The organism is Prevotella sp. TF12-30 (genome assembly GCF_003436715.1).
Taxonomy (GTDB): Bacteria; Bacteroidota; Bacteroidia; order Bacteroidales; family Bacteroidaceae; genus Prevotella; species Prevotella copri_A.
The window spans coordinates 1-25,368 of record NZ_QSQJ01000026.1 but is presented as its reverse complement, the minus strand read 5'-3'; the positions used below and the strand labels follow the sequence as shown (position 1 = coordinate 25,368).

General features: G+C 49.5%; 19 protein-coding genes, 1 other RNA gene and 1 pseudogene. 11 read left to right on the top strand and 10 right to left on the bottom strand.

Going from position 1 to position 25,368, the window contains the following annotated elements:
* Positions 1-14: 14 nt before the first annotated feature.
* The 3 genes from DXD25_RS10480 to DXD25_RS10470 form a co-directional block, all read right to left on the bottom strand.
* A complete protein-coding gene (locus tag DXD25_RS10480; RefSeq protein WP_117663455.1) occupies positions 15-1,187 on the bottom strand; it encodes a MalY/PatB family protein in 1,173 nt (390 codons plus the stop codon).
* Positions 1,188-1,343: 156 nt separating this feature from the next.
* Complete coding sequence (locus DXD25_RS10475; RefSeq protein ID WP_117663454.1) at positions 1,344-2,528, bottom strand: PLP-dependent aspartate aminotransferase family protein; 1,185 nt, start codon at positions 2,526-2,528, stop codon at positions 1,344-1,346.
* Positions 2,529-2,698: 170 nt separating this feature from the next.
* Positions 2,699-4,939, bottom strand: coding sequence for an outer membrane beta-barrel family protein (locus DXD25_RS10470; RefSeq protein ID WP_117663453.1), 2,241 nt, complete (start codon positions 4,937-4,939; stop codon positions 2,699-2,701).
* 310 nt (positions 4,940-5,249) lie between these two features.
* Here DXD25_RS10470 and DXD25_RS10465 point away from each other — a divergent pair, with 310 nt between their 5' ends.
* Positions 5,250-7,847, top strand: coding sequence for a prolyl oligopeptidase family serine peptidase (locus tag DXD25_RS10465; RefSeq protein ID WP_233522272.1), 2,598 nt, complete (start codon positions 5,250-5,252; stop codon positions 7,845-7,847).
* A gap of 96 nt (positions 7,848-7,943) precedes the next feature.
* On the opposite strand, the gene DXD25_RS10460 is transcribed toward DXD25_RS10465, so the two are convergent.
* Entirely contained in the window at positions 7,944-9,116 is a 1,173-nt protein-coding gene (locus DXD25_RS10460) for an MFS transporter (RefSeq protein WP_117663451.1), read from the bottom strand.
* Between the two features lie 400 nt (positions 9,117-9,516).
* Between DXD25_RS10460 and DXD25_RS16960 the strand changes: the two genes are divergently transcribed.
* From DXD25_RS16960 to DXD25_RS10425, 7 genes are all read left to right on the top strand, one after another.
* Positions 9,517-9,690, top strand: a complete 174-nt coding sequence (locus DXD25_RS16960) for a hypothetical protein (protein WP_176425561.1) — start codon at positions 9,517-9,519, stop codon at positions 9,688-9,690.
* Positions 9,691-9,897: 207 nt separating this feature from the next.
* Positions 9,898-11,283, top strand: a complete 1,386-nt coding sequence (mtaB, locus tag DXD25_RS10450) for a tRNA (N(6)-L-threonylcarbamoyladenosine(37)-C(2))-methylthiotransferase MtaB (RefSeq protein WP_117663450.1) — start codon at positions 9,898-9,900, stop codon at positions 11,281-11,283.
* A gap of 53 nt (positions 11,284-11,336) precedes the next feature.
* Positions 11,337-12,221: a TIGR01212 family radical SAM protein gene (locus DXD25_RS10445; RefSeq protein WP_117663449.1), complete on the top strand. Its 885-nt coding sequence runs from the start codon at positions 11,337-11,339 to the stop codon at positions 12,219-12,221.
* Between the two features lie 3 nt (positions 12,222-12,224).
* Positions 12,225-13,241: a glycosyltransferase family 2 protein gene (locus DXD25_RS10440; RefSeq protein ID WP_117663448.1), complete on the top strand. Its 1,017-nt coding sequence runs from the start codon at positions 12,225-12,227 to the stop codon at positions 13,239-13,241.
* Positions 13,242-13,274: 33 nt separating this feature from the next.
* On the top strand, positions 13,275-14,522 hold the full coding sequence (locus DXD25_RS10435; RefSeq protein ID WP_117663447.1) for a DUF4861 domain-containing protein: 1,248 nt from the start codon (positions 13,275-13,277) through the stop codon (positions 14,520-14,522).
* A 226-nt stretch (positions 14,523-14,748) separates the two neighbouring features.
* Positions 14,749-15,525: a gliding motility protein GldB gene (locus DXD25_RS10430; RefSeq protein ID WP_117663446.1), complete on the top strand. Its 777-nt coding sequence runs from the start codon at positions 14,749-14,751 to the stop codon at positions 15,523-15,525.
* 81 nt (positions 15,526-15,606) lie between these two features.
* Positions 15,607-17,796, top strand: coding sequence for a S9 family peptidase (locus DXD25_RS10425; RefSeq protein ID WP_117663445.1), 2,190 nt, complete (start codon positions 15,607-15,609; stop codon positions 17,794-17,796).
* A 194-nt stretch (positions 17,797-17,990) separates the two neighbouring features.
* Here the strand turns inward: DXD25_RS10425 and DXD25_RS10420 are convergent, their stop codons facing one another.
* From DXD25_RS10420 to DXD25_RS10410, 3 genes are all read right to left on the bottom strand, one after another.
* A complete protein-coding gene (locus DXD25_RS10420; RefSeq protein WP_117663444.1) occupies positions 17,991-18,620 on the bottom strand; it encodes a hypothetical protein in 630 nt (209 codons plus the stop codon).
* A 29-nt stretch (positions 18,621-18,649) separates the two neighbouring features.
* Positions 18,650-19,513 (bottom strand): RNA polymerase sigma factor RpoD/SigA, encoded by an 864-nt coding sequence (locus DXD25_RS10415; protein WP_117663443.1) that lies wholly within the window; start codon positions 19,511-19,513, stop codon positions 18,650-18,652.
* Positions 19,514-19,693: 180 nt separating this feature from the next.
* Positions 19,694-21,160 carry a trypsin-like peptidase domain-containing protein gene (locus DXD25_RS10410; protein WP_117663442.1) on the bottom strand — a complete coding sequence of 489 codons (1,467 nt, stop codon included), beginning with the start codon at positions 21,158-21,160 and terminating at the stop codon, positions 19,694-19,696.
* Positions 21,161-21,616: 456 nt separating this feature from the next.
* Here DXD25_RS10410 and rnpB point away from each other — a divergent pair.
* The 3 genes from rnpB (at position 21,617) to DXD25_RS10395 (ending at position 23,026) form a co-directional block, all read left to right on the top strand.
* Positions 21,617-22,049, top strand: an RNA gene (gene rnpB / locus DXD25_RS10405) — RNase P RNA component class A.
* A 113-nt stretch (positions 22,050-22,162) separates the two neighbouring features.
* A complete protein-coding gene (locus DXD25_RS10400) occupies positions 22,163-22,597 on the top strand; it encodes a hypothetical protein (RefSeq protein WP_089544165.1) in 435 nt (144 codons plus the stop codon).
* Positions 22,598-22,618: 21 nt separating this feature from the next.
* Positions 22,619-23,026 (top strand): YkvA family protein, encoded by a 408-nt coding sequence (locus DXD25_RS10395; RefSeq protein WP_089544164.1) that lies wholly within the window; start codon positions 22,619-22,621, stop codon positions 23,024-23,026.
* Between the two features lie 148 nt (positions 23,027-23,174).
* Here DXD25_RS10395 and DXD25_RS10390 read toward each other — a convergent pair whose 3' ends face one another.
* The 3 genes and pseudogenes from DXD25_RS10390 to DXD25_RS10385 all read right to left on the bottom strand — a co-directional run.
* The gene (locus tag DXD25_RS10390) at positions 23,175-24,509 is read right to left on the bottom strand and encodes an NADP-specific glutamate dehydrogenase (RefSeq protein WP_117663441.1); all 1,335 of its coding nucleotides are present in this window, start codon (positions 24,507-24,509) and stop codon (positions 23,175-23,177) included.
* A gap of 366 nt (positions 24,510-24,875) precedes the next feature.
* Entirely contained in the window at positions 24,876-24,968 is a 93-nt protein-coding gene (locus DXD25_RS16705; RefSeq protein ID WP_153089932.1) for a smalltalk protein, read from the bottom strand.
* 151 nt (positions 24,969-25,119) lie between these two features.
* Positions 25,120-25,368 (bottom strand): annotated as a pseudogene (locus DXD25_RS10385) (hypothetical protein); the annotation flags it as partial.

The following is a 25,368-nucleotide window of genomic DNA, read 5'->3' as shown; positions in this document are numbered from 1 at the left end:
TTCTCTTGGCTGGTCTAGAGTTGGGCTACAGCCTTTTCCAGCTGTTGCAAAGCCTGCTTGAGAATGCTTCTAGGAGTTGCAACATTCAGTCGCATGAAGCCTTCGCCGCCAGGACCGAACATTTCACCATCATTCAGCGCCAGGTGTGCCTTGTCGATGAATAAATCGAGAAGCGCATCGTGGGAGAGATGCAGGTCTCGGCAGTTGAGCCAGACCAGGAAGGAAGCCTGTGGACGCAACGGACGAATGCCTGGAATGTGCTCGCGGCAGTAATCCTCTACGAATCGGATGTTGTCTTCTATGTAGGCAAGCATCTTCTTTCTCCATTCCTCACCCTTGCGGAAAGCGGCGATGGTGGCGATAGGAGCGAAGAGGGTTGGCTCATCCAGTTCGTTGGCACTCAGCCAAGGATAGAATTTCCTGCGGATTTCTTCGTTTGGAACGATGGCGTAGCTGCTTACGATTCCAGCAATGTTGAAGGTCTTGGAAGGAGCCTGGAAGGTGATGCTGATGTTGCGCGCCTTGTCGGAAACCGAAGCAAATGGAATGTGCTTGTGTCCGAACAGAGCCATGTCCGCATGAATCTCATCGCTGATAACGAGCAGATGATGTTCGTAGCAGAAGTCGGCAAGTCGCTGCAGGGTTTCCTTGCTCCAGGTAATACCGCCCGGATTATGAGGATTGCAGAGAATCAGGATCTTGCACTTCTCATCATAGATTTTCTCCAGGTTTTCGAAATCCATCTCGTAATATCCATCCTCCTTCATCTTCAGCGGATTGAAGACCACCTCTCTGCCGTTGCCCTCAGGAGTGAGACGGAATGGGTGATAAACGGGGGGCTGGATGATGACTTTCTCGTCAGGATGGGTGAAGACATTCACCACGAGTCCGATACCTTTTACAATACCTGGAATGAAGCGGATCCACTCTCGCTTCACATCCCACTGGTGGTGGTCATGCACCCAGTCGATGATGCTGGGCAGATAATCTTCCGGCTCCATGGTGTAGCCGAAAAGAGAGTGTTCCAATCTTGCCTTGAGGGCATCTGTAATGAAAGATGGGGTCTCGAAATCCATATCGGCTACCCAGAGTGGCAGCAGATCATCTCGTCCCCAACGGGGCAGCAGGGCGCCATGCTTCAGGTCGTCGCTGCCCGAACGGTCTATGATCTTATCGAAATCGTACATTTTTTTTAATCTTTAACTTTAAATACCGGGCAATATACAAAGCTTTTGCCCTTACAGGGCGCCTTACTGATTGCCATTATACCCAGGGCGATGCCCTGGGCTATGAGCTTTTGGGCCTTCAGCCCGTACTTAAACCACTTGCGAAACTTGAGTTTACTATAAATTATCAACCGCCTGCTTGATGTCTTCGAAGAGATCATCCACATCCTCCAGACCTACGCTGAGGCGGATGGTGGTGTCTTTCACATCCATTGACTTACGCATACTCTCGGAGAACGCACCGAAGATGGTGCTTGCCGGATGAATGGCGAGCGAACGGTTGTCGAAGAGATTGGTGGCACGATGGATGAGCTTCAGATTGTTGAGGAAACTGAAGCAGGCTTCCTTGCTTTCCAAATCAATGCAGATCATGGCTCCCGCCGTCTTGCCAAACTGGCGCTGCGCCAATTCGTGGTAAGGATTATCCTCCAAACCTACATAGTTTACATACTGAATCTGAGGTAGAGTGCGCAGCTTTTTTGCAAGTTCCAGGGCATTGCCGCTCTGAACGCGATAGCGCGCATCGAGCGTTTCGAGTCCGATGGTCTGCATATAAGCTACCTGTGGAGTCATGTAGGCGCCGAAGTTGAAGAGCATTTCTCCATAGAGACGCTTGGCGAAATCGCCGTTATAAGGAGTTCCGTAGTCGATGACCAGACCGCCGAGCGAAGTTGCACCACCACTTACATATTTAGAGCTGGAAACCACCTCAATATCTACTCCCAGATTCTTAGCCGAGAACTGTGTGAACGGAATCACGGTAGAATCCACTACCAGCGGAACATTCTTTTCGTGAGCCACTTCCGAAATGGCTTTCAGATCGGCAACCTCCAACTGTGGGTTGGTCAGGATTTCCAGGAATACGCAACAGGTGTCATCGTCGATGGCCTCACGTACCTCCTCGATATTGGTTAAATCGCGCAAGCGGACCTTTACGCCGAATCGGCGCAGGGTAGCCACGAGCAGCGCATAGGTGTTACCGAAGAGATGCTTCGAGGTAACGATGTTCTTGCCCTGTGCTGACAAGGACATGAAAGTATTGCTGATTGCCGCCATTCCTGAGTTGAAGGCTGTGGTGTGGGCTGCATCGGTGAGGGCTGCCACTCGGCGCTCCAGGTTGGTTACCGTAGGATTCTCCACACGGGAGTAATCAGGTGCCTTGATCTTGTCGGTGAATGCTTCCGACATCACGGCAGCATTGTCGAATTCGTAGGCAAGGGTGTTATATACTGGAACGCTCAGCGAATCGTAAGCATCGCGGCGTTCGTATTCCAAATGAATGGCTTGCGTTTGTTTCTTCATTCTTTTATGATTTTATGTGATATTTTGTTTGCAAAAGTACAAAAAAGAAATCAAATAGACAATAGATAGCATTAAAAAACGAGTTGCGAATGCTTTTTTTATGCATTGCAACTCGTTCGAGAGAGTGTATTGATTATTCTATTCTATGTTTCCGATGGTTCCTGGGCTTGTTAGTTTCCATTCATTCCACCCGTCTGGATTCCCTGTTTTTCTTCCTGGAAATCGTTCTTGATGTTGGATTTCGCCTGCTGGAATTGCTTCTTGGTGTTGCCGAATTTCCAGGTAAGGGTGAGACTGATCTGGCGCAGAGGCACCTTCACCGTCATATTCTGCACATAGTCTGAACCCACGGTCTTCTGCTTGATGTTGAGCTTGTCGTCGGTTGGTGTGAGAAACATCAGACTCAGGTCCAGCTTATCCTTGACGATGGATTTGGAGAGGGTGGAGTAGAAAAAAGCCATTCCGCTCTGATAGCCCTGCAGGTTTTGCTGCTTGCTCTGAATGATACTTCCTACTGTCCATTGCAGTTCCCAAGGCAGAGTCTGTTGCAGATTGATCATCGTACTGCTGTTCCAGCCATGGTTCTTCCATCCCAGGATTTCGCTGCGCAGGTCGTTGTAGCTAAGACTCTCGTTCAGCATCAGTCTCGTCTTCTTGAACACCAGCCAGTTGGCAAAGACATTCAGACTGGCGTTGCGAGTCTTCGAAACATTGCCGTAGGTGGTGTTGAGCAGGTTGTCTGCATCGATGAATGAATACTGCTCTATCTGGTTGTTGCAGAATCCATAGCCCAGAGTCGTGCTCAGGATGAATCTAGGGTTGTAATAATTGAACACCATGTTCAACTGATGCGACTTCACCACGTCGAGGTCTGTATTACCATAGCTGATGGCGGTAGGATTACTGCGATCTACATACGGGTTGAGATAGGTGATTCCCGGACGGGTGATTCTCATGCTGTAGTTCACGCCGAGATTCACTCCTGGAGTGATGCTGTAGGAGAGGCTGGCGCTCGGCACGAAGTTGCCGTAGTTTTTGTCGAAGTTGTCGCCCTTGCCCTGCTCGAATTTCACTTTCTCCCAGGTCTGTTCGTATCGGGTTCCCAGCATGGTTCCTATCTTTCCGAAGTTTCCTTTCCATTCAGCATAGGCAGCCAGGATGTTCTGGGTGTTCTTATACTCCATACTGTTGGCAGGATTCAGCGTTTCGCTTTTATCTTCAGCCACGTCGTAGTAGCGGGAATCGCTCTTGTTGATGCGGGCAATATACTTGGCTCCGAAGTTCAGACGCTGGGTGGCGCTGAGCGAATGGGTGAAGTCTGCCTGGAATGTATGTTCCGTTCCGCGTGTCTTGCTCTTCGAGAGCAGGTCGTTGAGCTGGAGAGTCGTCACATGACTGATATTGTCGTAGAATGTATAGTCGTCGGTGTGAGAAGGGTTGGTACTGAAGAGATAGCTGAGGATGAGATAGTTCGTACGCTCCTTGTTGAAGAATCGCTGATAATCGAGACTTCCGTTGAAGGAGGTGTTGCCCATATCCTGCTTCATCTCATTGCCGTATTCGAATCCTTCGCCGTAGATTCCGCCTGCCATCTTCGTGAGAGGGTGACCCGTAATCTTCTGGCTGAAGGAGGTCAGACCAGCCGTGGCACTGATGTTGCTCAGCGAATCGAGTTCGTAGCTCAGACTAATGTTGCCCATGGAGAACGGTTGCTTCATATCCGAATTCTGATAGTAGTTCATTGTGCTTCCATCCTTCTGGATTCGGTCGAAGGAGATGGTGGTTCCATCCATGCGCTGATGATTGTACATTCCGTTGGCACTGTAGGTAAGCTTGCCCTGCTGACCACTGATGAAGGCGGAGATGCGCTGCGTCTGGTTACCGGCAGCAGCACTGATGTTGCCATTATAGCCATTGCTGAGATCGCTGCCTCCGCCGCCGTTCACGGCTTGCTTGTTGAGTACGATGTTAAGCACGCCTCCCGTACCTTCAGCATCATACTTGGCTCCCGGATTGGTGATTACCTCAATGTTCTTGACCATGGTAGCCGGCATTGCCTTGAAAATCTGCGAGGGGTTGGCTGAGAACATCGGGTTGGGTTTTCCGTCCACATACACCTTGAAGCTGGATGAACCGTTCACGGTAATGTTATCTTGTCCATCCACGGTAACCATCGGCACCTTGCGCAGCATATCGAGAACGGTAGAAGCCTTGGCGTCAGCATCCTGCTGCACATTGTAGGTCATCTTGTCGGTCTCCATTTTTACCAGTGGTTTGGATGCAACTACGGTAACAGCGTTGAGATCCACATCTTTCCAGAGGGAATCTGTGACCTCAGCATCGCTCTGTGCGAAACTTTCTAGCGAGCAGACGAGCAGAGTACTCATCAAAATCATATTTTTCTTATTCATATTCTTCGTGTTTGAATATCCTTGTTTATTGACTATCTTTTTGCCTTTTTGTTTGTTTGACGATGCAAAGATAATAGATTCTTTTGTAAAGACAATGACACCGGGAGGGGTTTAACCCAACAATAACTTTCTGAAAGCCGTCCTTAACATTGAAATAACATAAATTTATCAGAAACCCTGCAAAAAGCATAAAATGTAAGCCATTCATTCGTTTATCTCAACTTTATTTTGTAATTTCGCAGCGAAATAGAAATTCAGTGTTTCTTGGATGATCATAGAATAAACAATAGAATAAAAATATAAATCAGTTATGATGAAATCAACTAAAATGAGCCTCCGGGCTCTTACGTTTAGTGCTGCACTCTGTGCTTCGCTCGGAACATCGCTTTCTGCCTTTGCCGAGACCATCGAAGTGCAGAAGCTGAGACATGCAGGTCCTTATCCTGTAGCAACCCCTTGGATGGCGGATAGCGTAAATGTGAAGGGGGAGAAATTTTCGATGGAGGGTGTGCTCGACTCTCCGCTCTCGTTTACCTTATTGAATAATGGTAAGGAGGTGGCTGCTTCTCAGCTCCTGGCTGATAGCAGGCAGAATGCTCTTCACCTGGCTTCGTTCACCATATCGAACTCCAGCCGTACCCAGGCTACCATCGAGGTGAAGGGATTGAAGCAGTATCGCCTCTTTGTGGATGGAGAGCAGGTGAAAGTGAATGGCGATAAGGCGGAGACTGTCCTGATGCCTTCTACTCATACCGTAGTCATCAAGTACCTCACCGCTTCATCTGCCGATGCTTCCGCTTCTGAAAAGAATGCATCAGAAAAATCATCTTCTTCAGAAAAGAAAGCTGATCAGGATTTCAAGATCAGCATTACTGCGGCTGATGGCAAGCAGCTGAGCGTGGGCGAATCTTCTGCCAGCACCAAGCGTACCTTTAATATATACGATGTAATCTGTATGCCTAACTATGCGAGCGTTCAGATGTCGCCAAACGGCAAGTTCATGATCGTGAGCAAGACTTGGGTAGATCGTCAGGGCAAGAACCATAGCGTCAATGAATTGAGAAACTGTCAGACCAACAAGGTGGTTGCTTCTTTCGAGGAAAGTGTAAGATGGATGCCTCGTACCAACAAACTGTATTTTACCGAGAAGGCGAGCGACAGTTCCATTGCCGGCGAAGGAAAGGCAGATGGCGAAGTTCAGCTGATTACCATCAATCCGATGAATATGGAGCGAGAGGTGTTGGCGGCAAACATTCCGGAGGGATGGTTCCAGTTTACTCCAGATGAGAAATCGCTCATCTATACGCTCTATGAGGAAGGCAGAAAGAAGGACCCTCAGGTGTACGATGTAAAAGAACCAGATGACCGCCAGCCAGGATGGAGACCCCGCAGCTATCTGGCTAAGTATGATTTGGCTTCAGGCATTCTCCAGCCGCTTACCTTCGGCTACCATAATGTTTATCTCAACGATATTTCCGCAGATTCCCGCTATCTGCTCATCGGCAAGAGCGAGGAGCGCCTTACCAAGCGTCCTACTACTCTCAACTCGCTCTATCGTCTCGATCTGAACGATATGAGTGTTGAGGCGCTGGTAGAGAAGGGTGAATTCCTGAACAGTGCCCAGTTCTCTCCAGACGGCAAGAGCATTCTCGTTACCGGTTCGCCTGAGGCTTTCGATGGAATTGGAAAGAATGTGGAGGAGGGACAGATTCCTAGCATGGTTGACACTCAGCTCTATCTGATGAACCTGGCGGATAAGAAGGTTCGCCCGATGACCAAGAATTTCAATCCTAACGTGCAGAGCGTGGATTGGAGCAAGGCGGATGGCAATATTTACTTTACAGCCGAGGATAAAGACTGCATGCATCTCTTCCAACTGAACCCTAAGTCGGGTAAGTTTACTTTGCTCAAGACTCCGGAGGAGAACATCAAGAGCTTCTCCATCGCAGCGGCTGCTCCGGAAATGGCGTTCTCAGGACAGAGTGCATCCAATGCCGACCGACTCTACAAGATGAGCACCAAGGCGCAGAAGTCGCTGCTCGTAGATGATCTCAGTGCCCGCCTGCTGAAAGACATCGAGCTGGGCGAGTGCAAGGCTTGGAACTTCGTGAATTCCCGTGGCGACACTCTTTGCTGCCGTTACTATCTGCCACCTCATTTCGATGCTTCCAAGAAGTATCCGATGGTGGTGAACTACTATGGCGGTTGCAGTCCAACTACCCGTATGTTTCAGAGCCGCTATCCTCATCATGTCTATGCAGCGATGGGTTATGTGGTTCTGGTCGTGAACCCAAGCGGAGCCACCGGTTTCGGTCAGAAGTTCTCTGCCCGCCACGTGGATACAGCCGGCGAGGGAGTGGCTGAGGATATTATCTCCAGCACACAGGCTTTCTGCGATGAGCATAGTTTCGTAAACCGCAAGAAAATAGGTTGTATCGGCGCCAGCTACGGTGGCTTTATGACTCAGTATCTTCAGACCAAGACCGATCTCTTTGCCGCAGCCATTTCTCATGCCGGCATCAGCGACCATACCAGTTATTGGGGCGAAGGCTATTGGGGATACAGCTACAGCGAGGTTTCCATGGCGAACGAGTATCCTTGGACCAACAAGCATCTCTTCGTAGATCAGAGTCCGCTCTACAATGCTGACAAGATTCATACTCCATTGCTCTTCGTGCATGGAACAGCCGATAACAATGTGCCTGTGGGAGAGAGTATTCAGCTCTATACGGCTTTGAAGCTTCTTGGCCGTCCAACGGCGATGGTTCTGGTAGATGGTCAGGATCATCACATCATCGATTACGAGAAGCGGTTGAAGTGGCAGAACACCATCTTCGCATGGTTTGCCAAGTGGCTGCAGGATGATGGCAGCTGGTGGAAAGAAATGTATGGAGAGGAGAAGATGTAGTTGAAGTCTCGGCAGAAATGCCGGCTTCAGTCTCTATCAAATAAAAAAGAGATTATATTCCTGATTGGCTGGGAATATAATCTCTTTTTGTTTTTCTTATTTCTTATTGCTCAGTGAAATCATCAGGGAGATGAAGGCGAAGGAAATGCCTACGATGCAGACTCCCAGCCAGTCGGCTTGAGCCCACACGTATCCGGCACAGAACGTACCGAGCGAACCACCGATGAAATAGGTCGTCATGAAGATGGTGTTGGCGCGGTTGGCTGCCTGCGGAATCTCCTGCAGGCAGCCACTCTGATTGCTGAGTTGCTGACATTGCAGTCCGATATCTACCAGGATGATGGCTGCGATGAGTCCTGCATAGGTGTTGCCGAAGAGGAGGGCTATTGCCCAGGCGATGATCTGCATGGCTGCTCCGAAGAGGCTGAACTTGTGGATTCCGAACCTTGGAACCAGCTTTCCTACGCTGCTGGCTGCCACGGCTCCCATGATTCCGCAGAGTCCGAGCATTCCCACCATGTCGCTGCCTGCACAGAAAGGAGGCTGGGCAAGATGGAAGGCGAGGCAAGACCATATCGCCATCATGCTTCCGAAACCGAAGGCGGCACGGATGGAGTAGATGCGGATGGAAGGATGGAGGATGAAGATCTCAGCCACGGTAGTCATCAGTCCTCTGTAAGTACCCACATAGTTGCGCTTCATCTCAGGCATCATCTGCATCATGATTCCCATGCAGACCACCATGACGAGGGCGGCGATGAAGAACATCTCCCGCCATCCCAGCCATTCGCCGATGTAACCGCTGATTACCCGTGAGGCAAGAATACCCGTGAGCAGTCCGGAGAGCACAATGCCCATGTTCCTGCTCTTGTTCTCGGGTGCGGAGAACTGTCCGGCTATCGGGATGAAGAACTGGGGAATCACGGAACAGGCACCGATGAGCAGGGAAGCTCCCCAGAGCATCCATACGTTTTGTGCCACAGCCATCACGATTGCCATCAAGGCTGCGATGGTCATGTTCACGAGGATGAGTTTCTTGCGCGAAAACATGTCTCCCATAGGGATGAGAAAGAACAGTCCCAGCGCATAACCTATCTGGGTAATCACGGTGATGAGGTTGGCGCTTTGCTCGGTAATGTCCAGATCGTGGCGGATCAGTTCGAGAAGCGGCTGGTTGTAGTAGCAGTTGGCTACTGTGAGTCCTGCGATGATAGACATCATCAGGAGAATGCTGCGGGGAATGCCCTGATTTTCTTTTAGCTGTATCATTTTTCTGTTTATCAAAGAATCTTTTTCGAGTGCAAAGTTACAGAAAAGTTTGCTGCCAACCAAGTTTTGAGGCTTGATTTCTTAGAAAAAGTTTCTGCTTTCTTCCTCGCGCGTACCTTATTATATGTATATAGCTCGGCTTAGCCGGGGTGTTGGCGCGCACCTTTGTTACGCTAAAAAACACCGAAAAGTGTTAAAATCGGGCTGTTTTCGGACACACCAAAAACTTTAACTTTTGTTAGTACTTTGTAAATTGTTGAATATCAGTAGTTTGTGATTTTGTTACAAAACACCCCTAAAAAAAAACACAAAAAAAAGTTCGCCGTATCAAAAAAATGCTTACCTTTGCATCAGTTTTAATAAACGAATGATTGTTTTACAGATTTAAAAAGCAAAGAAAATGAAGAAATTAGTTTTTATGTTCGTAGCTATCGCAGCTATCTCTTTCGCATCATGTGGTAACAAAACAGCTCAGACAGCAGCTACTGCTGATTCTGACACAGCTGTAGTTGATTCAGCTGCTGATTCAGTTGCTGTTGATACAGCTGCTGCTGCTACAGATTCAGTTAAGTAATTTAGAATTACTTGCGAACGAAAAATGAGAGAAACAACCGCTGGACTTCGGTCTAGCGGCTTTTTCGTTTTATAGACCTAGGGTCTTTTGGGGAGAACGCCCTGGGTATGAAAAGCAATCAACTATGCGCCCTGAACCAACGGTCACCGGCCGAAGGGAAAGGTAAAGGGCAAAAGCTTAAAAGAAACCAAAGAAAAAGATAAATATATGATAGATTCAAGTGCCTTCCAAGGCAAAAAGGCAGCCTACTATACGCTGGGCTGCAAACTCAATTTCTCGGAAACCTCCACTTTCGGCAAGATGCTCGAAGATATGGGCGTCATTACGGCACAGAAGGGGGAGAAAGCAGACATTTGTCTCATCAATACTTGCTCGGTGACTGAAGTTGCCGATCATAAGTGCCGTCAGGCTATCCATCGTATGGTGCGACAGAATCCTGGTGCCTTCGTCATCGTCACCGGTTGCTACGCGCAGCTGGAGTCAGAGAATGTGAGCAAGATAGAAGGTGTTGACCTGGTGTTGGGCGCCAACGAGAAGGCCCACTTGATTCAGTATCTCAGCGATGCATGGGCCAAGAAGTTTGCCGCAGAAAACGGACTTCCTGTCACCGGCGAGAACCTGGAGCCTTCTGATTCTGCGCTTCATCAGCACCACAGCGTGAAGACCAAGGAGATCAAGACCTTCCAGCCTTCATGTTCCCGTGGCAACCGTACCCGCTACTTCCTGAAGGTGCAGGATGGTTGCAACTACTACTGCACCTATTGCACCATTCCTTTCGCCCGTGGCAATTCCCGCAACCCAAGCATCGAGTCGCTCGTGGCTCAGTGTGAGCAGGCGGCAGCTGAGGGCGGCAAGGAAATCGTGATTACCGGTGTGAATATCGGTGACTTCGGACAGACCACCCATGAGCGTTTCCTCGACCTTGTGAAGGCGATGGACCAGGTGGAAGGCATCAAGCGTTACCGTATCTCCAGTCTGGAACCGGATCTCTGCGATGATGACCTCATCGCCTACTGTGCCGAGAGCCGTGCCTTCATGCCTCACTTCCATATTCCGCTGCAGAGCGGAAGCGATGAGGTGCTCAAGCTGATGCACCGCCGTTACGACAAGGCGCTCTTCGCCCACAAGGTGAACCTGATCAAGGAGAAGATGCCTGATGCGTTTATCGGCGTAGATGTGATGGTGGGCTGTCGTGGTGAAACTCCGGAGTGCTTTGAGGAGTGCTATGAGTTCCTGAAGAGCCTGCCTGTTACGCAGCTCCACGTGTTCCCATACTCCGAGCGTCCTGGAACAGCAGCCTTGAAGATTCCATACGTGGTAGATGAGAAGGAGAAGAAGCTGCGCTCCAAGCGTCTCCTTGAGTTGAGCGACCAGAAGACTCAGGAGTTCTATGCCCAGTACATCGGTACCGAGGCAGAGGTGCTCTTCGAGAAGGCGCCAAGAGGCAAGGCAATGCATGGTTTCACCAAGAACTATGTTCGTGTGGAACTTTCGCCAGCTCTCGCCAAGGAGGAATACGACAATCAGCTCATCAAGGTTCGTCTGGGTGGTTTCAATCACGACAAGACGGCATTGAAGGCAGAATTGATTTGATAGTTCAAAGTGAAGGCTGATCATAAAGTTCAAAGTTCAAACCTCAAAGTTCAATGTACTACAATGATTTTGGCTCCTGGATCCGGAAGCAGTTTCCTGACTTCCGGGTTCAGAAGATTTCGATAGATGCAGGATTCTCCTGTCCTAACAGGGATGGAAGAATCTCGAGCGGAGGATGCACGTACTGCGACAACCGTACGTTCAATCCCAGCTATTGCGACCGCAGGAAGTCGATAACGGAGCAGTTGGAGGAGGGCAAGGCCTTCTTCAGCAGGAAGTATCCGGATATGAAGTATCTGGCTTATTTCCAGGCTTATACCAATACCTACGCCAAAGTGGAACTTCTCCGTCAGATGTACGAGGAGGCGCTGCAGGTAGAGGATGTAGTGGGAATCGTGATAGGAACCCGTCCTGATTGCGTGAGCGATGAATTGCTGGATTATCTCGAGGCGTTGAACCGGCACACCTTCGTGCTGGTGGAGTATGGCATTGAGAGTGCCAACGATGAGACCCTGAAGCGCATCAACCGTGGTCATGATTTCGCCTGCTGCCGGGATGCGGTGGAGCGAACCCACGCCAGGGGAATCCTCACGGGTGCCCACATCATCATCGGCTTGCCGGGTGAGGATGCGGCAGAGAGTCTCCGTCAGGCGCCCATCATCTCTTCCCTTCCCATCGACATCCTGAAGATTCACCAGATGCAGATCATCAAGGGAACTCGCCTGGCACAGGAGTATGCAGAGCATCCCTTCCACGTCTATACGGTGGAGGAATACATCGATGTCATCGTAAAATACATCCGGCTCTTGAGAAAGGACCTGGTGCTGGAGCGGTTCGTCAGCCAGTCGCCTAAGGAACTGCTCGTTGCACCGAAATGGGGACTCAAGAACTATGAGTTTACCAATCTCCTGAATAATAAGTTAAAGAGTTTACAGTAAAATATGGCTAAAGTTGCAATCGTAATATTAAACTGGAATGGGCAGAAGATGCTTGCCAAGTATCTGCCTAATGTCGTGGAGTATTCACGGCAGGATGCTGAGATATGGGTGGCTGACAACAATTCGTCAGACCAGTCAATGCTTCTCCTGGAGACTCAGTTTCCCCACGTCAAGACCATCGTGCTGGAGCAGAACTTCGGCTTTGCCGAGGGCTACAACCGTGCGCTGGAGCAGATAGAGGCAGAGTATTATGTTCTCCTGAACAGCGATGTGGAGGTGGCTCATCACTGGCTCACTCCGCTCATCGAGTTCATGGATTCCCATCCCCAGGTGGCAGCCTGCCAGCCAAAGCTCCTGGCGGAATACGACAAGGATATGTTTGAGTATGCGGGAGCCTGCGGCGGTTTCCTCGACAAGTTCGGCTATCCGTTCTGCCGCGGCCGCATCTTTGAGACCGTGGAGCGCGACAACGGACAGTATGATTACCAGCAGGAGGTGCTCTGGGCTACGGGTGCCTGCATGATGATCCGTGCCAAGGATTACTGGGAGGCAGGCGGACTGGATGGCCGCTTCTTTGCCCATAACGAGGAAATAGACCTTTGCTGGCGATTGCGCCTGATGGGTAGGAAGATCTACTGCATTCCGGAGAGTGAAGTCTATCACGTGGGTGGTGGAACCTTACCGAAGAGCAATCCGATGAAGACTTTCCTGAATTTCAGAAACAATCTAACGATGCTCTATAAGAATCTGAGCGACAAAGAATTATATCATGTTATGAGAGTGAGATGGTTCCTGGATTACTTGGCTGCTTTCGAGATGCTGATCCTGAAACGCAACCTGGGCGACTTCAAGGCAATCTTCAAGGCCCGCAGGGCTTTCCAGGCATGGAAGCACGATTTCGATGAAGACCGCAAGAAGATTCAGGAGAATAGAGTAGAGGAGAAGATTCCGCAGGTTTTCGATTGCTCCATCCTCTGGCAGTATTACGCCAGGGACAAGAAGCTCTTCTCGAAACTGTAAGAAGACGATAAAACAAACTTAAAATAAGAATCTATGATGAAGAAACAAATGATGATGGCGCTCGTGTCGCTGATGGCTTTGACAGCACAGGCACAGGCGAATTTCAATGTGACGGTGACCAATCCGTCAAAGATGGTGAAGACAGACGAACCGGTGGTAATCGACCTCAGCAAGCTGGGAAGCATCGGGGAGATTCAGCGTGCGGTGGTAACCGTGGATGGAAAGGAGATTCCTTCACAGCTCGACGACACCAACCGCGACTGTACCAACGATGAACTCTGCTTCCTGCTCGATCTCGGCAAGAAGGAAACCAAGAACTGCCAGGTGCAGCTCTTTACAGAGGGCGAACAGGCGCAGTATCCTGCCCGTACCTTCGCCGAACTCTGTCTGCCTAGCAAGAACAAGAAACTTGCCAAGAACAGACAGGACATCTATCTGCGAAGCATCTCCTTCGACAAGAAGACCAAGGATGTCTATCACTATGTTCATTCCCACGGTGTCTGCTTCGAGAGTGAACTGGTTGCCATGCGCGTCTATTTCGACAATCGACAGACCATCGACCTCTACGGTAAGATCAACAAGGGACTGGTAATCTACGACACACAGTTCTATCCATCCGAAGGACAGCTACAGGCTGGCTCTGGCGACGACTGCCTTTGGGTAGGGAACACCTACGGACTGGGAGCCTTGCGTGGCTGGGACGGCAAGAATCAGCTGCATCTCACCGATGTGAAGTATCAGGAGCAGCGCGTCATCTCCGAAGGTCCGCTCCGTGCCATCGTCGAGGTGGTGGATAACGGCTGGGTTCCGGCTCCGGGTCTGAAACCGCTGAATGCTACCATCCGCTACACGATCTACGCCGGTCATCGTGATTTCGATGTAGATGTGTTCTTCAACAAGGATGCTTCTGGTTATCAGTTTGCTACCGGACTCATCAATGTGAAGGGTTCCAGCGAGTTTGCCGACGGCAAGGGTCTGCGTGGCTGCTACGGCAGCGACTGGCCTACAGGCAAGGATGACGGCAAGCACAAATTGGAAACCGTAGGCTTGGGAATCTACGTGCCGCAGAGCGCCCTGGTGAGCCAGGAACCAGCCAACAAGGACTGCTACACCCAGGTGGTGAAGCCTTCCGGCAAGAAGCTGAGCTACAAGCTCGCCTATACCAGTGCCAACGAAACCTATGGTTTCAAGGGTGAGAAAGAATGGTATCAGTGGTTGAAGGAGTGGAAGAAGCAGATCGAGGAACCCGTGAAGGTTTCCGTTTCCTGCACGATTCGATAGTAGGGAACTAACTCCTTAACTCCTCAATAAACGACAGAATATTGCACAGATAGCCAATAGTGAGTAAAAGTGTTAGCATTTTGCTCGCTATTGGCTGTTTTTTATTATTTTTTTGAGATTTTACTTGGTAATTTAAATATTTTTTAGTATTTTTGCAGTCGTAACCAGAAGACTTTAAAATTACGTGAAAAGAATATTTGATTATATCGTCATATTAGCATTTATTATGCTCTGTTCGGCCTGCGAGTTCAAGTTCAAGCCGAACGAGGAGGCTGACGCTGTCCCTTTAACGGTGCAGCGCTACGACCGTCTGCAAAGCAGATACCTTACCACCGGTGATTTCTCTGCCCTTCAGCAGATGAATACTGACTATCCGATAGAAACCCGAACACTGATAGAGAAGATGCTGCAGCTTGGCACCATTACCGACGCCAATATCAGCAACCGTTTCCTGATGTTCTATCAGGATTCCACCCTCCAGTCGCTTATCGCAGATGCTGAGGCCATGTATGCGAACATGGACGACATCAACGAGCAGCTGAAGAAGTCGTTCGGCCGTCTGCACGACTGGCTGCCTGAGCTTCAGCAGCCATACTTCTATGCCCAGATTGGTGCGCTCGACCAGAGTATCGTGGTAGGTGAGCATTCGGTAGGTATTTCACTGGATAAGTATCTGGGTCCGGAATATCCGCTCTACAAGAAATTCTATACAGCCCAGCAGCGTGCTACCATGCAGCGCGAGTATATCGTGCCCGACTGCCTCACCTTCTATCTGCTGAGCATCTATCCGATGAAGGATTTCGATACCCGTCCGCAGCTGGACCGCGACCTGCACATGGGCAAGATCATGTGGACCGTGAACAAGGCGTTGGGCAAGGATATCCTGGACACCAAGTATGTGAAGACCATCCAGGCTTATGTGAAGCGCAATCCGAAAATCACCGTCAAGGAACTGCTGGAAGACGAGGACTATTCGCCTATCGAAGCGCTGCATAAGGACTAATCAGCAGGATAAGGACTAATCGGATAAGGATTAGTCAGCTGCTGGATGAAGCAGGAAAAACAAAAGCATTCAATACAATACATGAAAAGATTTTCAATTTTTGTTGCAACGATGATGATGGCATCAGTAATGCAGGCAGCTGAGAAGCTCGATTTGAAGTCGATTACTTCAGGTGCATTCTCTGCCTCATACGTTACAGGAATCAACCCTATTGAGGGTACCGATCTCTATGCTTCCATCAGTTCTGATGGCAAGCAGGTAGTAAGTTATTCTTTCAAGACAGGCAAGCAGGTGGCTGTGCTCTTCGACGTTGAGGCTGCCAAGGCTCCGATGAAGTCGGTAGAGGGCTACGTGATGAGCCCGGATGGCAAGAAGATGCTCGTCTTCACCAAGAGCAAGGCGGTGTATCGCCGTTCGTTCAAGGCTGAGTACTTCATCTATGATATTGCCCGCAAGACCATCAAGAAGCTTTCTGAGGGCGAGAACCAGCAGGTGGCTACCTGGTCACCGGATTCACGCCACATCGCCTTCGTCAAGGACAACAACATCTTCGTAACCGATGGCGAGAAGGAAGTGCAGGTTACCAAGGACGGAAAGTTCAATGAAGTGATCAATGGTATTCCCGACTGGGTATATGAGGAGGAGTTTGCCTTCAACCGTGCCTTCGCCTGGAATGCTGACGGAACCTCACTCGGCTGGATCCGTTTCGACGAAAGCCACGTGAAGACCTATTCGCTCCAGCTCTTCGAAGGCGCCAAGCCTACCCGCAGCGAGTTTCACGATTATCCGGGAGAGTATTCCTACAAGTATCCTAAGGCAGGACAGGACAACTCCAAGGTGAGCCTCTGGAGCTACGATATGAAGACGGGCAAGACCCTCGCACTGGATGTTCCGGTAGATGCAGACGGCTACTATCCTCGCATCAAGACCACTCCAGATGCCAACAGTCTCATCGTCTATACGATGAACCGCCACCAGGACGACATGCGCCTCTACTCCGTGAATCCATTCACCGGCAAGAGCAAGCAGATCATCCAGGAAAGCGTACCTAAGTTCATCAAGGAAGAGGTGATGGAGAACAGCATCGTGGGCAAGAAGAACATCCTGCTCCCTAGCGACCGCGACGGCTACATGCACCTTTATCTCTATGATATGAAAGGCAAGCTGATCCGCCAGGTAGAGAAGGGCAACTACGATGTTACCGCCATCTACGGCATGGATGAGAAGACCGGCGACATCTACTTCCAGGCAGCCATGCTCAATGCACACGACCGCCAGGTTTATGTGGCTCACAAGAACGGCAAGGTGGAGCGACTCACTTCTGAGGAGGGTTCCAACTCGGCTTACTTCTCAGGCGATTACCGCTATTTCGTGAATAACTGGAGCAGCTACAGCCATCCATACGTTTACACCGTACGCAACAACAAGGGTAAGGTGATCAAGACCCTGGAGGACAACAAGAAGCTGTTGGAGAAGACCAAGCAGTATAACTGGGGCAAGCGCGAGACCTTCACCTTCACAACATCAGAGGGCGTGAAGCTCGACGGATGGATGGTGAAGCCGGTAGATTTCGATGCCAGCAAGAAGTATCCGGTCATCCTCTTCCAGTATTCCGGTCCGGGCAGTCAGCAGGTGCTCAATTCCTGGAGCACGGGAAGCATGGGTTCCGGTGGAGCCTTCGATTACTATCTGGCTCAGGAGGGATTCATCGTGGCTTGTGTAGATGGCCGTGGAACCGGTGCCCGTGGTGCTGAGTTTGAGAAGTGCACCTATCTGCGCCTCGGCGACCTGGAGTCAAAGGATCAGGTGGAGACAGCGCTCTATATGGGCAGTCTGCCATACGTGGATAAGGACAACATCGGTATCTGGGGATGGAGCTATGGCGGTTTCAATACCCTGATGAGTATGAGCGAAGGCCGCCCTGTGTTCAAGGCGGGTGTGGCTGTTGCGCCTCCTACCTGCTACCGCTTCTATGATACGGTCTATACCGAGCGTTACATGCGTACTCCTCAGGAGAACGAGGAGGGTTACAAGGTAAACCCAATCGAACGTGCCGACAAGCAGCACGGAGCCTTGCTTATCTGTCATGGACTGGCAGATGACAATGTTCATCCACAGAACACCTTCGAGTATTCAGAGGCATTGGTTCAGGCAGACAAGGATTTCAAGGAGCTGTGGTACACCAACCGCAACCACGGCATTTCGGGAGGTAACACCCGCAATCATCTCCTGCGCCAGATTACCAACTGGTTTAAGGATAAAATGAAATAAAGACATCAGGTTTATTCCTATAAAAAAAGCCCCCGGAGGTTTCACAACTTCCGGGGGCTTTTGCCCTTTTGGAGATTTCACAACTTCCTAGGGGCTGAACTAAACTACTAACATTCAGCGGTAATCTAGTACCGCTGACGCCCTAAAAAATTATAGGTATTAACTACTAAATATTTTTTAAAAACTTCTTTTCTTTATGCTTCAGCTTTTTTCTTGGCTTCCGCCTTTTTCAGCTTCAGTTCCGCCTTCTTCTGCTTCACTTCGGCTTTTCTCTGCTTCAGCTGGCTCTTCACTTCCGCTTTCTTCTGCTTCAGCTGAGCCTTTGCCTCCTTTTTTTCAGCCTTTCTTTCAGCCTTGGTCTTTGGCTCCTCCATGTCGCTTGGCTCTACCGCCTTGAACATGAACTTGCTCTCGTCGATGTTCTTCATCTGCCATGGAGTAGGGAGGTCCTTCGGCTTCTCGCCGTTCTTCAGGCGCTTTGCCTTCGCCTGCTTGGTGTAACGGTCGTGCAGTTTGGACCATTTCTTCTCCGCCTTCTTGAAGTTGCGGTCGAAGATCACGATGCAGGTTCTCTTTGGTGCACCGATCGACTCCAGGTATTCCTTTAGCTGCAGGGAGTAGTTCTCTCTGTTGTCCAGGAAGAGCTTCTTGTGAGTCAGATATACTGAATCAACTCTCTGCACGCTGGTCATATACACCGTAGAGTCGCTGAACGACGATGCGAAACCGAACATATATGCAGTTGTCGGATCATTCTTGGCGTGAGCCGTGAATGAAGAGATGGCTGCGATAGCCAGTGCTAATGCGATTTTTAAAACTTTCATTTATTCTTTTCTATACTTATGTTTTGCGCTTACTGTCCCAGATAGGATTTCAGCAGTTTATTCTTCGTGTTGTGTCTGAGTCGGCGCAGGGCTTTCTCCTTGATCTGCCTTACACGCTCCCTCGTCAGGTTGTACTTTTCACCTATCTCATCCAGGGTCATTTCCGGCGAGCCGTCTATTCCGAAGAATGCTCTCAGCACCTTCTGCTCCTTGTCGGTGAGCAGCTTCAGTATGCGGCTAACCTCCGCCTTGAGCGATTCTATGGCGAGTTCCCTGTCGGTATTGGATGAGTCGCCAGCCAGGAAGTCGATCATGCTGCTGTCCTCGCCGTCGGCGATAGGTGCATCCATGCTCACGTGGCGTGAGTTCGCCTTCATGGCGTCTGCAATCTTGTCTTCGGGCAAATCCACACGCTCGGCAATCTCATCCACGCTCGGCTTGCGCTCGTGTTCCTGCTCGAACTTGTTGAGTTCCCTTGTTATCTTGTTGACGCTACCCACCTGGTTGAGGGGGAGGCGTACCAGTCTGCTCTGCTCAGCTATAGCCTGCAGAATGCTCTGTCTGATCCACCAAACGGCATACGAGATGAACTTGAAGCCGCGTGTTTCATCAAATTTTTCTGCAGCTTTGATAAGCCCAACGTTTCCTTCGTTGATAAGGTCAGGTAAGCTGAGTCCCTGATTCTGATATTGCTTGGCAACAGATACCACGAATCTCAGGTTTGCTTTGGTCAATCTCTCCAGGGCTCTCTTGTCCCCTTTTCTTATGCGCTGTGCGAGTTCCACTTCCTGGTCGGTTGTCAGGAGCTCCTCGTGTCCAATTTCTTGGAGATATTTGTCCAACGATGCGCTTTCGCGATTCGTTATAGACTTTGAAATTTTCAGTTGTCTCATGGTAGCAATTTAATTTTGTAGATGCAAAAGTACACTTTTTGTTTGGAAAAACAAAAAAAATAGCAGATATTTTTCAAAATACCTGCTATTTTGTCATTTTTTATCTTTTCAGAGGGGATTAAGTTCTCTTTTTTTAGGAACTTCAGCCGGCTCTTCCGGTGAAAGGCGCCCCTCAGCCGATTAGTCCTTCTGCAGTGGAACAGCGAAGTAAGCCTTCTTGCCTGTAGGCCATACACCCTGGATGTAGAGCACAGGATCCTTGCTGGTAGAAGCACTCTTCACAGCCTTCTGCAGGTCGTCGAGCGATGTGATGTTGCTGTCGTTGATGCGCTGGATGATGAATCCGCGTGAAACGCCGGCATCCTTCAGGGCACCGCTGTTCACCTTCATCACCTCTACACCATACTTGATGCTGAGCTGGTTCTTCTGGCTCTCTGTAACAGGACGGAAGGTTCCGCCGAGCACGTCGAGGTCTGCGCTCTTGATTACTGAGGTGTTGCCCTGGGCATTCTTCAGGGTGATGGTCTTGGTGGTCTCCTTCTTGTTGCGCAGGTAGGTGATGCTCATCTTGTCGCCAGGGCGCTTGCCATTGAGCGACTCCTGCAGTTCTGCCATCTTGGTCACCTTCTTGCCATCTACCTTGGTAATCACGTCGCCTTCCTTCAGTCCGGCAGCAGCACCGTTGCCGTCTTCATCTACCTTGGCGATATAGACACCCTCGTTGGTTCCCAGGTTCACGTCCTTGCCGTTTTCCTTCTGGGCGTTGATGTAGTTGAGCACGTCGCTACCCTGGATGCTCAGCATCACGCGCTGTACGCTTCCGTACTTCTTCAGGTCATCCACCACCTTGTTCATGATAGAGGTAGGAATGGCGAAGCCGTAGCCTGAGTAGGAACCGGTCTGGGAGTAGAGCATGGCGTTGATGCCCACCAGCTCACCTTGGGTGTTGACGAGTGCACCGCCAGAGTTACCTGCGTTGATGGCAGCATCGGTCTGGATGAAGCTCTCCACGCCGTTGGCACCGAGCGAACGTGCCTTGGCAGAGATGATACCTGCGGTAACGGTATTGTTGAGTCCGAATGGATTGCCCACTGCGATGACCCATTCACCCACCTTCACATTGTCGCTGTTGGCGATAGGCAGGGTAGGCAGGTTCTTGCCATCCACCTTGATGAGGGCGAGGTCGGTGCTCTTGTCGGTACCGATGATGCGTGCAGAGTATTCGCGGTTGTCGTTCAGGGTCACGGTCAGCTCGTCTGCGCCTTCCACCACGTGGTTGTTGGTTACGATGTATCCGTCTGAGCTGATGATCACGCCCGAACCTGTAGCCTCTCTCTTAGGAGTCTGCACCTGCTGCTTGCGTGTGCCGCCTTGACCTCCTGGATTGCCGAAGAATCCGAATGGGTCGAAGAAGCCGCCGAATGGGTCGCTCTGAACATCTACGGTCTTCACCTTCGAGTTCTGTACGTATTTGATATGTACCACGGCTGGCAGAGCCTTCTCTGCTGCGTAAGTGAGATCAACTGGTTGACCTGGTGCTGTTGCTGTTACTGCTGGTGAAGCGTTCACCTTCATGAAAGCACCTGTTGAGAATGCTAGCGAACCTACGCATAGCACTGCCATTACATAATTAGTTACCTTTTTCATGTTTAATATCCTTTTTATTATTATTTCCTTTTTTATTGTTACGCCTAGCCATCAGCCAAATCTATGCCAAATCCCTCGGGTCTGCCAAATCTGTCAGCTTCTTGCCTCAGCTTTTCGATTGCAAATATAGAGTCATTTTTTGATATACGTATAACTTTGAGTCATTTTTTATTCCGTTTTAACATTTAAAATTAACACTTTAACGGCTCTTAAACAAGAATAGCCCTATTTTTACAATTATTTGCTACTTTTCTGAAAAATGATAGTTTTGTATATGAAATTAAAACTTCTTGATATGCAAACGAATGTGAACGGAACAAGAGAAAAAGATGACTGGAATGTCAGTCTTTCGGGATGAGAAAGCAGTAAAATCATCCCCAAAAAGCGAAAAGAGTTTAAAAACTCAGAGAAATTGGCGGTTAAGTCGAACTTTTTTGCTATCTTTGCATTTCGAAAGCAGTGCTCCGGCTTGTCGCTGGCATTCTCTACTGGGGGGTGCGAGAGGAAAGTCCGGGCAGCGTAGGGCATCCCACTTCCGAAAATAGAAGCTATTGGTGACAGTAGGTGTCGGTAGAAGAAAATTACCGCCCGAAACTTATTCCGTAGCGAAGTCAGGCTCCGGCAGGGCATCGTGGTTTAGTGTCGGGTAAGGGTGAGAAGGTGGTGTAAGAGACCACCAGCTGGCGGGTGATCGCCAGGCTGTGCCATCTGGGAGCTGTAAGCTCATGTAAACCGCAGATTGAGGGCGGCTCGTCCGATTGCCTTCGGGCTGCTGCGGAGGGTAGAGTGCTTGAGCCCAGGGGTGACTCTGGGACTAGATAAATGACAGGCACCCGTATCGTTTCTGACGGTATGGGTACAGAACTCGGCTTATAGGAGCACTGCTTTCTTTCTTTTAGTTCTTTCTGCATCATATATATATAATAAGGTATGGAGACATATATACCTGTCTATGCAATGTATGGTGCGGTGTTTCAAACCATTTAAAAATAACCAGCAATTATGAATCTTAGAGAACCGGAAAAGCAGATATTAGACGATTTTGAGCACAAGGTAACCAACAAGATGCAGAAGTATGGCGATGAGCCCGACTTCCCTAAGTTGGAAAATTACGGACTTACCCGCATGGAGCTGGATGACTATCTCTTCGATAAGCAGGCCATCCTCGACATGGGCGGTTCCAAGCGCACGCAGCTCACGGTGGGCGGTTTCATCACCGTCATCCCCGTATTGATCCTTTCCTGCTTCCCAGATAAGTCGCCTATCTATGAGAACGGCAAGGCAATGACCACCATCATCGCCATCATCATCGGTCTGCTGCTCGCCTGCTTCTGCAAGGCATTGCTCCAGATGGTGATCCTCTACCGTGTGAACAAGCACAAGGAAACGAAGATGGAGACCTTTATCAAGGCAGTACTCTTCTATGAAAAAAGATAATAACTTTAAAGCATTGAAGATATGAATTTACCTGATTTTATGGCTTATAAGGACAAATTCACTCAGAGTGCATTTGTCGAGAAGATTTCGCACGTGGCAAAGCGTGCAGGTGCCAAGATGGTTTATGCAGCTCTCATTCTCTATTATACGCTGGAGAGTGACAAGGTTGCGCTCAAGGACAAGGCGATGATTATCGGCGCCCTGGGCTACCTCATCAGTCCGCTCGATGTGATTCCTGATGCCATTCCGATAGCGGGACTGAGCGACGACCTGGCTGTGCTCATCTTCGTGCTTCATAAGGTATGGGGAGATGTTTCTGAGGATGCGAAGCAGAAGGCTCACGACAAGCTCGCACAGTGGTTTGATGAAGATGAACTTCCACAGGCAGAAGATCTCTTCAAGGAGAATCCGGAAGATACTCCGGTCTGATTCATTTAGAACACATTCATTTTTCAGAACCCGTTTCTGAATTTCGATTCAGGACAATAGCAAAACGGCGGACTCTCACGAGCCCGCCGCTTCTATTAATAACTAATAAATGATTAAATCCTTTTATCTTTTTACGATTTTATCTTTTTTATACGATACCCTGAGCCATCATAGCCTTAGCCACCTTCAGGAATCCGGCTACGTTAGCACCCTTTACGTAGTTTACGTAACCGTCGTTCTCTGTACCGTACTTCACGCAGTTAGCGTGGATATTGTTCATGATGTCGTGGAGCTTGGCGTCAACCTCCTCGCGTGACCACTTCAGGCGCTCAGAGTTCTGGCTCATCTCAAGACCAGAAACAGCCACACCTCCAGCGTTGGCAGCCTTACCTGGAGCGTAGAGAATCTTAGCATCCTGGAATACCTTGATAGCCTCTGGAGTAGTAGGCATGTTAGCACCCTCGCTTACAGCGAATACACCGTTTGCGATGAGAGCCTTGGCAGCCTCCTCGTTGATCTCGTTCTGAGTAGCAGATGGCAGTGCGATGTCAGCCTTCTCAAACCAAGGCTTAGCACCCTCTACATACTTCACGCCATATTTCTCAGCATATTCCTTGATACGGCCACGCTCTACGTTCTTGAGCTCCATGATGTAGTCGAGCTTCTCGCGGTCGATACCGTCTGGATCGTAGATGTAACCATCAGAGTCTGAACATGTAACAGGCTTAGCACCCAACTGGAGCAACTTCTCCATAGTGTACTGGGCAACGTTACCTGAACCAGAAACCAATACAGTCTTGCCCTTGATGTCGATGCCCTTGGTAGCGAGCATATTGCAGAGGAAGTAAACGTTACCGTAACCAGTAGCCTCAGGACGGATGAGAGAACCACCGAACTCCTGACCCTTACCGGTCAAGACACCCTGGAACTGGTGAGTCAACTTCTTGTACATACCGAAGAGGTAACCTACCTCACGGCCGCCTACACCGATATCGCCAGCAGGAACATCCTCGTCTGGACCCATGTGACGGTAAAGCTCAGTCATGAAAGCCTGGCAGAAACGCATCACCTCGTTGTTGCTCTTGCCACGTGGAGAGAAGTCAGAACCACCCTTTGCACCACCCATAGGGAGAGTAGTAAGAGAGTTCTTGAAAGTCTGCTCGAAAGCAAGGAACTTCAGGATACCCAAGTTTACAGACTTGTGGTAGCGAAGACCTCCCTTGTAAGGGCCGATTACGTTGTTGTGCTGAACGCGGTAACCCATGTTAGTCTGAACGTTACCCTTGTCATCTACCCAAGATACACGGAACTGGATGATGCGGTCTGGGATGCAGAGGCGCTCGATGAGGTTTGCCTTCTCGAACTCAGGGTGCTTGTTGTACTCTTCCTCGATAGTACCGAGAACCTGACTAACAGCCTGGATGTACTCCGGCTCGTTTGGGAATCTTCTTTGGAGATTCGCGATTACTTCAGATGCTTTCATAATCTTTATCTTTTATTGTGTTTGAAATTTCTTTTTTCTTGTTTGCGCTTGCAAAGATATAGCTTTTTCTTGAAATAACCAACAAAAAGAAAGAAAAAATGCATAAAAAGCAGAAAAAAGACAATCTTTTAACTTTTCGTAAAGGTTCATGTAGCCTAATTGTGTGCGTACACCTTATTATATATATAAAGAGCAGTACTCTACGATGAAAATGACCCGAAATGACCTTGACCCGAAATGACACTCTCGGAAAAGTGAGAAACCGCCCCTCCTGTCTCAGGAGGGAGCGGTCTGGTTATGAACTAATTTAATCTGATAATGAACTAATTTAAAATGATCATGAACTAACTTTTCTTTTGAAAAACCCTACACGCAGCTCGAAACGCCGAGCGAAGTGGCTATTGCGGTGAGAATGCTAATCGCAATCTGAATCACCATTTTCCAAGTATCCTTCTTCATTGTTTTAATGTTTAGTTTTTAATGTTTAATTTCGTTAGGCGTTCCGGCGGATTTGCATCCGTTAGGCGTTCCGGCGGATTTGTAATCCGCCGTTAAAAAACGTCCTAACCTCTTTTAGCTTTGCGGATTTGCAATCCGCATCAAGCAAGATTTAAAAATTTACATTGTCGCCGCCGCCGTCTTCACCTCCGGTATTGCCGCCACTGGTTCCCTGGTCACCAGTGGTTCCGCTACCTTCAGTTCCTGTGGTTCCGCTGCCGCCAGCATTGCTGCCGCCGCCAGTGGTTCCGTCGCCATCACCACCTCCGTCAGGAGTAACTGGAACGTTGAGGTCCACGTTGGTCTTGCCCTCCTTGATCGCCTTGATCACGGCTGCCTGAGCGCTGCGGCTAGCCACGAG

Bases quoted from the DNA above. Each gene is read 5' to 3' on its own strand.
- DXD25_RS10435 (WP_117663447.1), top strand. From the start codon at position 13,275: ATGATGAAGAAACAAATGATGATGGCGCTCGTGTCGCTGATGGCTTTG.
- DXD25_RS10430 (WP_117663446.1), top strand. From the start codon at position 14,749: ATGCTCTGTTCGGCCTGCGAGTTCAAGTTCAAGCCGAACGAGGAGGCT.
- DXD25_RS10460 (WP_117663451.1), bottom strand. From the start codon at position 9,116: ATGATACAGCTAAAAGAAAATCAGGGCATTCCCCGCAGCATTCTCCTG.
- DXD25_RS10400 (WP_089544165.1), top strand. From the start codon at position 22,163: ATGAATCTTAGAGAACCGGAAAAGCAGATATTAGACGATTTTGAGCAC.
- DXD25_RS10475 (WP_117663454.1), bottom strand. From the start codon at position 2,528: ATGAAGAAACAAACGCAAGCCATTCATTTGGAATACGAACGCCGCGAT.
- mtaB (WP_117663450.1), top strand. From the start codon at position 9,898: ATGATAGATTCAAGTGCCTTCCAAGGCAAAAAGGCAGCCTACTATACG.
- DXD25_RS10480 (WP_117663455.1), bottom strand. From the start codon at position 1,187: ATGTACGATTTCGATAAGATCATAGACCGTTCGGGCAGCGACGACCTG.
- DXD25_RS16705 (WP_153089932.1), bottom strand. From the start codon at position 24,968: ATGAAGAAGGATACTTGGAAAATGGTGATTCAGATTGCGATTAGCATT.
- DXD25_RS10465 (WP_233522272.1), top strand. From the start codon at position 5,250: ATGATGAAATCAACTAAAATGAGCCTCCGGGCTCTTACGTTTAGTGCT.
- DXD25_RS10425 (WP_117663445.1), top strand. From the start codon at position 15,607: ATGAAAAGATTTTCAATTTTTGTTGCAACGATGATGATGGCATCAGTA.
- DXD25_RS10410 (WP_117663442.1), bottom strand. From the start codon at position 21,160: ATGAAAAAGGTAACTAATTATGTAATGGCAGTGCTATGCGTAGGTTCG.
- DXD25_RS10470 (WP_117663453.1), bottom strand. From the start codon at position 4,939: ATGAATAAGAAAAATATGATTTTGATGAGTACTCTGCTCGTCTGCTCG.
- DXD25_RS10395 (WP_089544164.1), top strand. From the start codon at position 22,619: ATGAATTTACCTGATTTTATGGCTTATAAGGACAAATTCACTCAGAGT.
- DXD25_RS10390 (WP_117663441.1), bottom strand. From the start codon at position 24,509: ATGAAAGCATCTGAAGTAATCGCGAATCTCCAAAGAAGATTCCCAAAC.
- DXD25_RS10420 (WP_117663444.1), bottom strand. From the start codon at position 18,620: ATGAAAGTTTTAAAAATCGCATTAGCACTGGCTATCGCAGCCATCTCT.
- DXD25_RS10445 (WP_117663449.1), top strand. From the start codon at position 11,337: ATGTACTACAATGATTTTGGCTCCTGGATCCGGAAGCAGTTTCCTGAC.
- DXD25_RS10440 (WP_117663448.1), top strand. From the start codon at position 12,225: ATGGCTAAAGTTGCAATCGTAATATTAAACTGGAATGGGCAGAAGATG.
- DXD25_RS10415 (WP_117663443.1), bottom strand. From the start codon at position 19,513: ATGAGACAACTGAAAATTTCAAAGTCTATAACGAATCGCGAAAGCGCA.
- DXD25_RS16960 (WP_176425561.1), top strand. From the start codon at position 9,517: ATGAAGAAATTAGTTTTTATGTTCGTAGCTATCGCAGCTATCTCTTTC.